Origin of the sequence: Mesorhizobium sp. M0800 (assembly GCF_040320095.1) — a bacterium.
Taxonomy (GTDB): Bacteria; Pseudomonadota; Alphaproteobacteria; order Rhizobiales; family Rhizobiaceae; genus Mesorhizobium.
Genome location: NZ_JAMYOZ010000026.1, coordinates 84,066 through 95,760, shown reverse-complemented (window position 1 = coordinate 95,760; position 11,695 = coordinate 84,066). Strand labels below are relative to the sequence as shown.

General features: G+C 67.5%; 11 protein-coding genes and 1 pseudogene. 11 read left to right on the top strand and 1 reads right to left on the bottom strand.

Features of this window, described 5'->3' with window-relative positions:
* Positions 1-126: 126 nt before the first annotated feature.
* The 5 genes and pseudogenes from NKI18_RS25165 to NKI18_RS25145 all read left to right on the top strand — a co-directional run.
* Positions 127-2,058 (top strand): annotated as a pseudogene (locus NKI18_RS25165) (cobaltochelatase subunit CobN); the annotation flags it as partial.
* Positions 2,055-3,524 (top strand): precorrin-3B synthase, encoded by a 1,470-nt coding sequence (gene cobG, locus NKI18_RS25160; RefSeq protein WP_352620155.1) that lies wholly within the window; start codon positions 2,055-2,057, stop codon positions 3,522-3,524. The pseudogene NKI18_RS25165 and the gene cobG, both read left to right, overlap by 4 nt.
* Positions 3,521-4,168, top strand: a complete 648-nt coding sequence (locus tag NKI18_RS25155) for a precorrin-8X methylmutase (RefSeq protein WP_502900744.1) — start codon at positions 3,521-3,523, stop codon at positions 4,166-4,168. Before cobG ends, NKI18_RS25155 begins: the two co-directional genes overlap by 4 nt.
* Positions 4,165-4,923 carry a precorrin-2 C(20)-methyltransferase gene (locus NKI18_RS25150; protein ID WP_352620157.1) on the top strand — a complete coding sequence of 253 codons (759 nt, stop codon included), beginning with the start codon at positions 4,165-4,167 and terminating at the stop codon, positions 4,921-4,923. Before NKI18_RS25155 ends, NKI18_RS25150 begins: the two co-directional genes overlap by 4 nt.
* Positions 4,920-5,684 carry a precorrin-3B C(17)-methyltransferase gene (locus tag NKI18_RS25145; RefSeq protein ID WP_352620158.1) on the top strand — a complete coding sequence of 255 codons (765 nt, stop codon included), beginning with the start codon at positions 4,920-4,922 and terminating at the stop codon, positions 5,682-5,684. The genes NKI18_RS25150 and NKI18_RS25145 overlap by 4 nt, the downstream gene beginning before the upstream one ends.
* Here the strand turns inward: NKI18_RS25145 and NKI18_RS25140 are convergent.
* Positions 5,648-6,430, bottom strand: coding sequence for a cobalt-precorrin-6A reductase (locus NKI18_RS25140; protein ID WP_352620159.1), 783 nt, complete (start codon positions 6,428-6,430; stop codon positions 5,648-5,650). The two genes, NKI18_RS25145 and NKI18_RS25140, sit on opposite strands and share 37 nt — an antisense overlap.
* Position 6,431: 1 nt before the next feature.
* Here NKI18_RS25140 and cbiE point away from each other — a divergent pair, with 1 nt between their 5' ends.
* From cbiE to cobS, 6 genes are read left to right on the top strand one after another with little or no spacing between them, the layout of a single operon-like run.
* Entirely contained in the window at positions 6,432-7,673 is a 1,242-nt protein-coding gene (gene cbiE / locus NKI18_RS25135) for a precorrin-6y C5,15-methyltransferase (decarboxylating) subunit CbiE (protein ID WP_352620160.1), read from the top strand.
* Entirely contained in the window at positions 7,670-8,050 is a 381-nt protein-coding gene (locus tag NKI18_RS25130; RefSeq protein ID WP_352620161.1) for a cobalamin biosynthesis protein, read from the top strand. The genes cbiE and NKI18_RS25130 overlap by 4 nt, the downstream gene beginning before the upstream one ends.
* Positions 8,047-8,811, top strand: a complete 765-nt coding sequence (gene cobM, locus NKI18_RS25125) for a precorrin-4 C(11)-methyltransferase (RefSeq protein WP_352620162.1) — start codon at positions 8,047-8,049, stop codon at positions 8,809-8,811. Before NKI18_RS25130 ends, cobM begins: the two co-directional genes overlap by 4 nt.
* Positions 8,808-9,614: a uroporphyrinogen-III C-methyltransferase gene (cobA, locus tag NKI18_RS25120; protein ID WP_352620163.1), complete on the top strand. Its 807-nt coding sequence runs from the start codon at positions 8,808-8,810 to the stop codon at positions 9,612-9,614. Before cobM ends, cobA begins: the two co-directional genes overlap by 4 nt.
* Complete coding sequence (locus tag NKI18_RS25115) at positions 9,611-10,924, top strand: cobyrinic acid a,c-diamide synthase CobB (protein ID WP_352620164.1); 1,314 nt, start codon at positions 9,611-9,613, stop codon at positions 10,922-10,924. Before cobA ends, NKI18_RS25115 begins: the two co-directional genes overlap by 4 nt.
* A complete protein-coding gene (gene cobS, locus NKI18_RS25110; protein WP_352620165.1) occupies positions 10,921-11,682 on the top strand; it encodes an adenosylcobinamide-GDP ribazoletransferase in 762 nt (253 codons plus the stop codon). The genes NKI18_RS25115 and cobS overlap by 4 nt, the downstream gene beginning before the upstream one ends.
* Positions 11,683-11,695: the final 13 nt, after the last annotated feature.

Here is an 11,695-nt window from a genome sequence, read left to right as displayed (position 1 = left end):
AGTTGTCTGCGTGCGCGCCGGGGTGTGGGGGGTTTGGGTGTTGTTTTACTTTGTTGTCGGCAGCCCCGCGGTTCTCGGCGCGGATGGTGGCGGCGCTCCAAAGAGGGGGGTGTTCAAGCGCCTGCCGCAAAATTCGCCTTCCGCGCAGCCACCTTCGGCAACGTCACCGTGGCACTCGCACCTGACCGCGGGCGCTCAGCCGACCGCCGCGCCGACTATCACGACCCGACGCTGCCGCCGCGCCATGCGCTGGTCGCCTTTGGCCTCTGGCTGCGCAAGTCGCTCGGCATCCATGCAATTGTCCATGTCGGCGCCCACGGCACGCTGGAGTGGCTGCCCGGCAAGACCGTGGCGCTCAGCGAAAACTGCTTTCCCGAGATAGTCACCGGTCCCCTGCCCGTCATCTATCCCTTCATCGTCTCCAACCCGGGAGAGGCAGCGCAGGCCAAGCGGCGCATTGCCGCCGTCACGCTCGGCCATCTGCCGCCGCCGCTGACCGGCGCCGGACTGGACGAAAACCAGCACAGGCTTGAACGACTGGTTGACGAATATGCCCAGGCCGACGGGCTCGACCGCCGCCGCCGCGACCGCCTGGCGAAGCTGATCGTCGAGACGGCGGAAAAGACCGGCCTCGCCTCAGAGGCAGGCGTCGCCAGGACCGACGCAGCCGACGAGGCTTTGCGCCGCATCGACGCCTGGCTCTGCGATCTCAAGGATTTCGCCATCAAGGACGGCCTGCACATTTACGGCCGCTTGCCGGAAGGCGAGGCTGATCCGGTACGGCGGCAAAGTGCGGCAGCTGAAAAAACCGCGCTGCTTGCCGCCCTCGACGGCCGCCACGTCGCTGCCGGTCCGGCCGGTGCGCCGGCGCGTGGCCGGAGCGATGTGCTGCCCACCGGCCGCAATTTGTTTACCGCCGACCCGCGCACCATGCCGACGCCGACCGCCTATGATCTGGGCAAGATGGCAGCGGAAGAAGTGGTCCGCAGCTACATGCAATCGCATGGCGACTGGCCGCGCTCGCTGGTCATCGACCTGTGGGGCTCGGCCTCGCTGCGCACCGGCGGTGAGGAGATCGCGCAAGGCCTGGCGCTGATGGGCTGCCGGCCGCAATGGGATTCCGCCACCGGCCGCATCACCGGCATAGATGTGCTGCCGCCGGCAACACTCGGCCGTCCGCGCGTCGATGTCACCTGGCGCATATCGGGCCTGTTCCGCGACATGTTCCCGACCCAGATCGCGCTGATCGACGCCGCGGCCAACGCGGTGGCGACCCGCGACGAGGACGATTCGGAAAACCCGCTCGCCGCTAGGACCCGCATCGACGGCAAGATCAGCCCGCGTATTTTCGGCACCTCGCCGGGCACTTACGGCGCGGGCGTCGAGGACTTGTTGTCGAGCGGCGACTGGGCAGCGCGCGAAGAGATCGGCCGCACCTATCTCGCCGGCACCTCGCACGCCTATGGCGGCTCCGAGGGCAAAGGCATTTCGGCGCCCGGCGCGTTCGAGGATCGCCTCGCCGAGGCCGACCTTCTGGTTCATACCGGCGACGACCCCGGCCGCGACATCCTCGAAGGCTCGGCCGACGTCGCCTTCATCGGCGGCTTTTCGGCAGCACTTGCCGCGCTCGGCAAAAACGCCGACGTGATCGTGCTCGACACCACGGACCCGCAAAGACCGAAGCCGCGCTCGATCAGTGAGGCCGTGTCGCGCGTCGTGCGGGCACGCGCCGTCAATCCGCGCTTCATCGCCGGCCAGATGCGTCATGGCCCGCGCGGCGCCTCGGAATTCGCCGAGACGATCGACCGGCTTGTCGGCTTTGCTGAGACTACCCATGCCATATCGGGCACGCTGATCGAGGCGGTGCACGACGCCTATCTTGGCGACCCTGTGGTGCGCGCCTTCATCCTGCGCGAGAACCCGGCGGCGGCAAAGGTGATTGCCGAGCGTTTGCTGTCGGCACGGCGGCGCGGGCTCTGGCATCCGCTGCGCAATTCGATCGATGACGATCTCGCCGCACTGATTGCCGAAGCGCAAGCTCTGGGAGTGGCGGCATGAACGCTTTCTCGCGCCGTGGCGCCTGCCCCGCTTTGTCGGCGCCGATGCAGACCGGCGACGGGCTGCTGGTGCGGCTCAATCCGGTCGCTGGAGGACTGTTGCCGAAGTCGTTGATCGGACTCTGCGAATCCGCCTTGCGCCATGGCAACGGCATCATGGAAGTGACCGCCCGCGGCAGCCTGCAGATCCGCGGCCTGACGCCGGCAAGCGCGCGGCTGCTGGCGATGGAGGTCGATGCGCTGGGCATCGCGGTGCGCACCGGCGTGCCGGTAGAGACCGGCCCGCTGGCCGGGCTCGACCTGGAGGAGATAGCCGACCCGCGCCCGATGGCGGAGCGGATTCGGGCGGCAATTGAGGACGCCGGTGTTACGCAACGCCTTGGCCCGAAGGTTTCGGTGATCGTCGACGGCGGCGGGCAGCTGACAATGGATGCAGTTACGGCCGATGTCAGGCTGGTCGGGGTGCGGGCCGCCGACGGAATTAAGTGGCGGGTATCGCTCGCCGGAGATGCGCAGAGTGCCACGCCGCTGGCGATGTCCGAGGAAGATGCGGCTTGTGACATCGCCGTCGCCATTCTCAGGATGGTTGCCGAAAAGGGCCGCGATGCCCATGCGCGGGATTTGACGGCGAGGCAGCTGAGATCTCTCGCAAGTTGGCGATCCGTCGCGCCCCCCTCTGTCCTGCCGGACATCTCCCCCACAAGGGGGGAGATCGGCAGCTTCGCCGGCGGCTTCCCCCCAGCACCTTCGGCGATTGGCGAAATCGGAGACGAAGGCGCAATCTCCCCCCTAGAGGGGGAGATGTCCGGCAGGACAGAGGGGGGCGCGAAGGATCGCCGGCCCATCGGAGTTTTCGATCTGGCAGCCGGCAGTACCTCCCTCGGCATCGGCCTGCCGTTCGGCAGCATACCAGCGCAAAAACTTATCGATCTCACCCAATACGCCCTCACCCTCGGCACCACCGAAATCCGCCTGGCGCCGGATCGCGCGCTGCTTTTGCTTGGCCTCTCCCCAGCCGCATGTCTTTCACTCCAGAAAACCGCCGCAGCCCTCGGCTTCGTCACCGACGCAGCCGATCCGCGCACCAGGATCGCCGCCTGCCCCGGCGCACCCGCCTGCGCCTCCGGCCGCATCGCGACACGCGACATCGCCGAGACCATCGCCATGGAAAACCGCGATATCCTCGATTCCTCGCTGACGCTGCACATCTCCGGCTGCGCCAAGGGTTGCGCCCATCCCGGTCCGGCGGCGCTGACCCTGGTCGGTGGCGAAAACGGAGCCGGACTTGTCGTGGACGGGACGGCAAAGGCATTGCCCGCCGGATACAGGCCGGGCTACGACGCCGCGCACAGCATCGGCCGCATTGCAGCGGCGATCCGCAGCGCACGACATTCCGGCGAAACTGCTGCCGCCTGCCTGGCAAGGCTCGGCGCGGCCGGCATCACCGAAATCTACCGACAGGAATGAGCATGCCCGCCCAGAACGCCTACGACTACATCCATGATGGCACGGCGATCTACGAGCGCTCCTTCGCCATTATCCGCGCCGAGGCCGACCTGTCGCGCTTTTCCGAAGCCGAGGCCGAAATCGCTATCCGCATGATCCACGCCTGCGGCCAGGTCGAGGCCGCACAACACTTCGTTTTCTCGAGCGATTTCGTCGCCGCCGCGCGCACGGCGTTGGGGGCCGGCGCGCCGATCTTCTGCGACGCCCAGATGGTCTCGCACGGCGTCACGCGCGCCCGGCTGCCGGCCGGCAATGAGGTGATCTGCACGCTGCGCGATCCGCGGACCGCCGACATCGCGAAAAAGATCGGCAACACCCGCTCGGCCGCGGCGATCGACCTGTGGGGCGAGCGCATGGCCGGTTCGGTCGTCGCCATCGGCAATGCGCCGACAGCCCTTTTCTACCTGCTGGAAAAGCTGCGTGACGGCGCCCCGAAGCCGGCGGCGATCATCGGCATGCCGGTCGGGTTTGTCGGCGCCGCTGAATCGAAGGATGCGCTGGCCGAAAATTCCTATGGCGTGCCTTACGCCATCGTGCGCGGCCGGCTGGGCGGCAGCGCCATGACCGCCGCCGCACTCAATGCATTGGCGAGGCCGGGCCTATGAATGCGATTGCAAAAGGCAAGCTTGTCGGCGTCGGCACCGGACCCGGCGACCCGGAACTCTTGACGCTGAAGGCAGTGCGCGCGCTGGCCGAGGCCGATGTCGTCGCGCATTTCGCCAAGCGCGGCAACAACAGCAACGCCCGGGCCATCGTCGAAACCCATTTTCGCCCCAATTTGATCGAACTGCCGCTGCTCTATCCGGTGACGACCGAAATCGACAAGGATCACAGCGATTACCGCTCGCAGATAACCGATTTCTATGAACAGTCGGCCGAAAAGGTCGCCGAGCACCTCAGCGCCGGCAGGATGGTCGCGGTGCTCTCGGAGGGCGACCCGCTTTTCTACGGCTCCTACATGCATCTTCATGTCCGGCTGGCGCCCCGCTTTCCGAGCGAAGTCATTCCCGGCGTCACCGCCATGTCCGGCTGCTGGTCGGCGACCGGCCTGCCTATCGTCCAGGGCGACGACGTGCTGACGGTGCTGCCGGGCACCATGAGCGAATTCGAGCTGACGCGTCGCCTCGCCGACACCGGCGCTGCGGTGATCATGAAGGTCGGCCGCAACCTGCCCAAGATCAGGCGCGCGCTGGAGGCAACCGACAAGCTGGCGCGGGCCATCTATGTCGAGCGCGGCACCATGCCGGGCGGCGTCTCGATGCGGCTGGCCGATAAAAAGGACGACCAGGCGCCTTATTTCGCCATCGTGCTGGTGGCCGGCTGGTCGGGCCGGCCAAGCGCATTGAAAGCCGAAGCATGAGCGGCCGCCTCACTGTCATCGGCCTCGGGCCCGGCAACGCCGACCAGGTGACGCCGGAAGCCAGCCGCGCCGTTGCCGAGGCGAAATTCTTCTTTGGCTACAAGCCTTATCTTGACCGGCTCGACTTGCGCCCCGACCAGATTCGCGTCGCCTCCGACAATCGCGAGGAACTTGCGCGTTCAAGGGACGCGCTGCTGAGGGCCGCTGAAGGCCACGAGGTCGCCGTCGTGTCGGGCGGCGATCCGGGCGTCTTCGCCATGGCGGCGGCTGTCTGCGAGGCGATCGAGGCGGGCCCACCCGAATGGCGCGCGGTCGACATCGCCATCGTGCCCGGTATCACCGCCATGCTCGCCGTCGCCGCCCGCATCGGCGCGCCGCTCGGCCATGATTTCTGCGCCATCTCGCTGTCCGACAATCTGAAGCCGTGGGACCTGATCGAGCTACGCCTGCTGGCCGCGGCGGGCGCCGGCTTCGTCATCGCGCTCTACAATCCGATCAGCAAGGCACGCCCCTGGCAGCTTGGCCGCGCCTTCGAGTGCCTGACGGCGATCCTGCCCGGCACCACGCCGGTGATCTTCGGCCGTGCCGCCGGCCGTCCCGACGAGCGCATCGAGGTTTTTCTGCTGGCCGACGCCGATGCCGCGAAGGCCGACATGGCCACCTGCATCATCATCGGTTCACCGGAAACCAGGATTATCAAGCGCGGTGAAAAACCAGCGCTGGTCTACACGCCGCGTTCGGCAGCGGGCCCAAGAACATGACCGACCAGAAAATGATCGACCATCGCGGCAAGAGATTCGACGGTCTCAGCCGACGTGACGTCCGGCAGCGCCGGCCTGCGGATCATCACCACCTCGATTCCCAGCGCTCGCGCCGCCGCGATCTTGCCGTAGGTCGCCTCGCCGCCGCTGTTTTTGGAAACAACGACTTCGATGTGGTGTTGCAGAAGCAGTGCATGTTCGTCGACTTCCCGAAACGGCCCGCGCGCCAAGAGATAGGTCGCGTCGGGCACAGCGAGCCTGGGCTCGACCGGGTCGACACTGCGGATGAGATAATGATGCTGGAGAGCTGCCTCGAAGGCGGCGACCTCCTGCCGCCCGAGTGCCAGGAACACGCGGCGCGGCACCGATCCCAGGGCCGTCACCGCGCTGGCAACACTATCGACCAACCTCCAGTGGTCACCTTCGGCTGGGTCCCAGCCCGGACGCCTGAGCGCAACGATAGTCACGCCGGTCATGCGCGCTGCTTCCGCCGCATTGGCGGAGATTCGCGCCGCATAGGGATGCGTGGCGTCGATCAGCAAATCGATCTGGTTCTGGCGGAGATACGCCGCCAGCCCGCCGGCACCCCCGAAGCCGCCGACCCGCACCGGCACCCCCTGCGCGGCCGGGCTTTCGGTGCGGCCGGCCAGCGACAGCATGACCGAAATATCCGCGCGCGCGGCCAGCTTTCCGGCCAGTTGCCGGGCTTCGGTGGTTCCGCCGAGGATCAGAATGCGGTGGGTCATCATGCCTGCTGAAGCTCCGCGCGGCGCCAAGCTCACCTCAAAGTGGCTCACGATCATCGGCATCGGCGAGGACGGTGTAGCGGGTCTCGGCGACGAGGCCAAGCGGTTGATCGCGGAGGCCGAATTCGCCTTCGGCGGCAAGCGCCACCTTGCCCTCGTCGCGTCGCTCGCCAAAGGTGAAGCGCGCGCCTGGCCGACACCTTTCGATCCCGAGCTGCGCGACGTGCTGGCGCTGTCCGGCAGACGCGTCTGCGTGCTGGCCTCCGGCGATCCCTTCTACCACGGTGTCGGCGTCACCCTCGCCCGCAAGGTCGCGGCGGAGGATATGCGGGTGATCCCCGCGCCCTCGGCCTTTTCGCTGGCCGCCTCACGCCTGGGTTGGGCGCTGCAGGACGTCGAGACCATTTCGCTGCATGGCCGCTCGCTCGACCTGATCCGGCCGTTGCTGCATCCTTGCACCCGCATTCTCGCGCTGACCTCGGACAGCGATGCACCGGGAGCGATTGCCCGTCTCATGACCGAACTTGGCTTCGGCGCTTCGCGGTTGACGGTGCTGGAGGCGCTGGGTGGGCCGAACGAAAGGCTGCGCTCGGCGAGCGCCGGCACTTTCGACCTCGAAAAGATCAACCCGCTCAACGTGCTCGTGATCGAAGTTGAATCGACTTCGCAAGCACGCATCCTGCCGCTGACACCGGGACTTGCCGATCATTTGTTCGAGCATGACGGCCAGATCACCAAGCGCGAAGTGCGCGCCGTCACCCTGTCCGCTCTCGCGCCAAGGCGCGGCGAACTGCTGTGGGATATCGGCGCCGGATCGGGCTCCATCGGCATCGAATGGATGCTGGCCCATCCATCCATGCGTGCCATCGCCGTTGAGGCCGATCCGGCCCGCGCCGCGCGCATCCGACGCAACGCCGCGGCTTGCGGCGTTCCCGGTCTCACCGTCGTCGAAGGTTCGGCACCGCATGCGCTTGCCGGGCTGGAGACGCCCGCGGCGATCTTCATCGGCGGCGGCGGCAGCGATGCCGGCGTGCTGGAGGGAGCCATCGATGCCTTGCCTGCCGGCGGCCGCCTCGTCGCCAATGCGGTGACCCTGGAGATGGAGGCGCTGCTGCTTTCCCGTCACGCCGCGCACGGCGGCCAGCTCACCCGCATTGCTATATCCCGTGCTTCGCCGGTTGGTTCGATGCAGGCCTGGCGGCCGGCTATGCCGGTCACTCAATGGAGCTGGGTGAAGCCATGATGGTCGCGGGCATCGGCAGCCGCAAAGGCGTCAGCGCGCGCGACGTGCTTGCCGCGGTAGAAACCGCCCTGGAGGCGCACGGGCTTGCCCTGCCGGCGCTGTCAGCCCTCGCGACCGCGTCTCTCAAGCAGGATGAGGCGGCAATCTTCGACGCCGGACGCGAACTCCGCCTTCCGGTAATCGTTGTCGGGCAGGACGAACTCAAAGCCGCATCTACGACCAGCCGTTCCGACCTATCGCAGGAGCATGCCGGCACGCCGTCGGTTTCCGAAGCCTCGGCGCTTGCCGCCGCCGGCAAAGGCGCAAAACTGCTCGGGCCGCGCACCGTGCTCGGTGCTGTCACCTGCGCCATCGCCATCAGCGGAGATGCGGCATGACCGTTCATTTCATCGGTGCCGGCCCGGGTGCTGCCGACCTCATCACCTTGCGCGGCAGCCGCCTGCTCGGCAGTTGTCCCGTCTGCCTCTATGCCGGATCGATCGTCGCGCCGGAGCTGTTGCAGCACTGCGCGCCCGGAACGAGGTTGATCGACACCGCGCCGATGTCGCTCGACGAGATCGAGGCCGAATATCTGGCCGCCCACGCGGCCGGCAATGATGTCGCCCGCCTGCATTCCGGCGATCTTTCGGTGTGGAGCGCCGTTGCCGAGCAGATCCGCCGGCTGGAAAAGCACGGCATTCCTTACACGCTGACGCCGGGCGTGCCGTCCTTCGCCGCTGCGGCGGCAGCGCTGCGCCGCGAGCTGACCATTCCGGAAGTCGCGCAAAGCCTGGTGCTGACCCGCATCTCCGGCCGCGCCTCGAAAATGCCTCCCGGCGAAACCCTGGTCGGCTTCGGCCGCACCGGCGCCACGCTGGCCATCCACCTCGCCATCCACGCTGTCGACCGGATCGTCGCCGAACTGACGCCGTTCTATGGCGCCGATTGCCCGGTGGCGGTCGTCTTCCGTGCTTCCTGGCCGGACGAGCGCGTGCTGACCGGCACGCTGGCCACCATCGAGGCGCAACTGGCCGCCGATCCGATGGAACGCACGGCAATCATCTTCGTCGGCCGCTCGCTGGCGGCGGAGGGTTTTGGCGAAAGTTCACTGTACGACGCGCACTACCAGCGACGCTTTCGCGGACGGGACGGATTGTGAGCGGCAGCAATAGAAACACTACGGTCGAGCAGGCGCTCACCCGGCTCAACTTCAAGCCGCGCCAGCTTGAGCCCGGGCATGTCTGGCTGGCCGGCGCCGGCCCTGGCGATCCCGGCTGCCTGACGCTGGAAGTGCTGGCCGCCCTCGGACAGTGCGACGCGCTGGTTTATGACGCGCTGGTCTCGCCGGAAGTCGTCGCCGTCGCCGAGGGCGCGGAACTGTTCTATGCCGGCAAACGCGGCGGCAAGCCATCGATGAAGCAGGACGACATCACAGCTCTGCTGGTCCGGCTGGCGCGCGCGGGCCGGCGCGTCGTCAGGCTGAAGGGCGGCGACCCCTATATTTTCGGGCGTGGCGGCGAAGAGGCGCTGGCGTTGGCCGGGGAAACTATCCCGTTCCGCATCCTGCCTGGCCTGACGTCCGGCCTCAGCGCGCTGGCCGCGACCGGCATTCCCGGCACCATGCGCGGCATCAACAAGGCGCTGATCCTGGCGACCGGCCATGCCGCCGGCACCGATGACGATCTCGACTGGGCGGCAATCGCCCGCACCGGCCAGCCGGTGGTCATCTATATGGGCATGGCCAATCTGCCGCTGATCGCCGCTTCGTTGCTAGAGGGCGGCCTGCCGTCTTCGATGCCCGCCGCGGTCATCGTTGCCGCGACGACGCCGCAGGAGCGTATCGTCGTCGCCACGCTCGCCACGATTGCGGAGGAAACGGCCGCAGCCGGCTTGACCTCGCCGGCGCTGATCGTCGTCGGCGGCATCGTCGGGATGCGCGCGGCACTGGCGGGTGAGCCATGACCCGCGCCATCATCATCGGCGCGCCGCGCTCGGGCTCGGGCAAGACCAGCGTCACCATCGGCATTTTGCGCGCACTTGCCCGGCGCGGCCTGAAAGTGCGCGGCGCCAAATCCGGCCCGGACTATATCGATCCTGGCTTCCACACCGCAGCCACTGGCCTGTCCGGTGTCAATCTCGACAGCTGGGCAATGCCGCCCGCCCTGCTCAACGCACTGGCCGGCGAAGCGACCGAAGATGCCGATTTTATCTTTCTCGAAAGCGCCATGGGCCTGTTCGACGGGATTCCGGCTGCTCCAGGACGATCCGGCTCGGCTGCCGATCTTGCCCGGCTCTATGGCCTGCCGGTGCTGCTGGTGCTCGACGTCTCCGGACAGTCGACCACGGCGGCGGCCGTCGCCAAGGGTTTTGCCACCTATGATCCGGATGTACGCATGGCCGGGGTAGTGCTCAACCGGCTGGGCAGCGAACGCCACCGCCGGCTATGCGGCGATGCCATCGAAGCACTCGGCCTGCCTGTCGTCGGCGCTATCCTGCGCGATCCCTCGCTCAACCTGCCCGAGCGCCATCTCGGCCTCGTCCAGGCCGGCGAATATGAGAATCTGATGGCGCATCTCGACCGGCTGGCCGACATGGTCGAGCGCTCGCTCGACCTCGACGCCATCATGGCGCTGGCGGCGCCATTCACGCCTGCGCCGGGCAATTTCGGCGACGCGCTGCCGCCGTCCGGCCAGCGCATTGCACTCGCGGAGGACGCCGCCTTCACCTTCCTCTATCCGCATGTCGCCATGCATTGGCGCAAGGCCGGCGCCGAGATCGTTCCGTTCTCGCCGCTCGCCGATGAAGCGCCTGGCGACAATTGCGATGTCTGCTGGCTGCCCGGCGGCTATCCCGAGCTTCATGCCGGCCGCCTCGCGGCCGCGGCGAATTTCAGGGCCGGCATGGCGCGGTTCGCCGCCACGCGGTCGGTGCACGGCGAGTGCGGCGGCTTCATGGTGTTGGGCGAAGCGCTCGAGGACGCGTCGGGCGAGACGCATCGGATGCTTGGCCTCCTCGGCCATTCGACCAGCTTCGCCAAGCGCAAGATGAATCTCGGCTACCGCGAGGCGCGGCTGCGGTCCGGCTGTCCGCTCGGCAGCCAAGGCACGCTGATCCGCGGCCACGAATTCCACTACGCACAGATGATTGCGACCGGCAATGACGAGCCGCTGGCCGACCTCGCCGACGGTCAAGGAAATCCGCTCGGCGCCTCGGGCTACCGGCGCGGCAATGTCAGCGGCACGTTCTTCCATGCCATTGCGAGGGGCGGATGAAGGCCTCGCAACAGCAAATTCTCGATGATATCGCACTTTGCCTCGTCTTCTTTACCCGGCTGCCGCTGCCGAGAGCCGACTTCCGTGGCCGCAGCCTTGCCGCTGCGATCTGGGCTGCACCCGTTGCCGGTCTCGCCGTCGCTCTGGCCGGTGCGCTGGTCTACGCCATCGGGACAAGGCTCGGCCTAGCCGCAGGTCCTGCTGCAGCGTTGGCCCTTGCCGCGATCCTGCTCGCTACCGGCTGCCTGCATGAAGACGGGCTTTCGGATGTCGCCGACGGCTTTGGCGGCGGCAAGACGCGCGACAGGAAACTCGAGATCATGCGTGACAGCCGCATCGGTGCCTACGGCGCCTGCGCGCTCGGCATCTCGCTGCTGATCCGCTGGAGCGTGCTCTCTGGATTCGCCGGCCCGGCCCATGTCTTCTGGGCCCTCATTGCCGCGCATGCCGCCTCGCGCGGGCTGCCCGGCGCCTTCATGCACCTGCTGCCACCGGCCCGCAGCGACGGCCTCTCGGCCGAAGCGGGCACCGTCTCGGCTAAAACAGCTGGCATCGGTGCCGTATTCGGTGCGGTCGCACTGCTGACGCTTGGGTTCGGCGCTGCCGTTTTCGCGATCATCCTGCTCGGTCTGTTATTCGCCGCCTTCCGGGCGCTTTGCCTGAACCAGGTCGGCGGCCAGACCGGCGACACCGTCGGTGCCCTGCAGCAGCTCGGCGAGATCGCAATCCTGCTCGTCGCTTCCGTTTCCCTGTCTTGACTCTGTTTCGGAG

Excerpts from the sequence above, each read along its gene's own strand:
- cobS (WP_352620165.1), top strand. The coding sequence starts at position 10,921 with ATGAAGGCCTCGCAACAGCAAATTCTCGATGATATCGCACTTTGCCTC.
- cbiE (WP_352620160.1), top strand. The coding sequence starts at position 6,432 with ATGCCTGCTGAAGCTCCGCGCGGCGCCAAGCTCACCTCAAAGTGGCTC.
- NKI18_RS25145 (WP_352620158.1), top strand. The coding sequence starts at position 4,920 with ATGAGCGGCCGCCTCACTGTCATCGGCCTCGGGCCCGGCAACGCCGAC.
- NKI18_RS25155 (WP_502900744.1), top strand. The coding sequence starts at position 3,521 with ATGAGCATGCCCGCCCAGAACGCCTACGACTACATCCATGATGGCACG.
- NKI18_RS25150 (WP_352620157.1), top strand. The coding sequence starts at position 4,165 with ATGAATGCGATTGCAAAAGGCAAGCTTGTCGGCGTCGGCACCGGACCC.
- NKI18_RS25115 (WP_352620164.1), top strand. The coding sequence starts at position 9,611 with ATGACCCGCGCCATCATCATCGGCGCGCCGCGCTCGGGCTCGGGCAAG.
- NKI18_RS25130 (WP_352620161.1), top strand. The coding sequence starts at position 7,670 with ATGATGGTCGCGGGCATCGGCAGCCGCAAAGGCGTCAGCGCGCGCGAC.
- cobG (WP_352620155.1), top strand. The coding sequence starts at position 2,055 with ATGAACGCTTTCTCGCGCCGTGGCGCCTGCCCCGCTTTGTCGGCGCCG.
- NKI18_RS25140 (WP_352620159.1), bottom strand. The coding sequence starts at position 6,430 with ATGACCCACCGCATTCTGATCCTCGGCGGAACCACCGAAGCCCGGCAA.
- cobM (WP_352620162.1), top strand. The coding sequence starts at position 8,047 with ATGACCGTTCATTTCATCGGTGCCGGCCCGGGTGCTGCCGACCTCATC.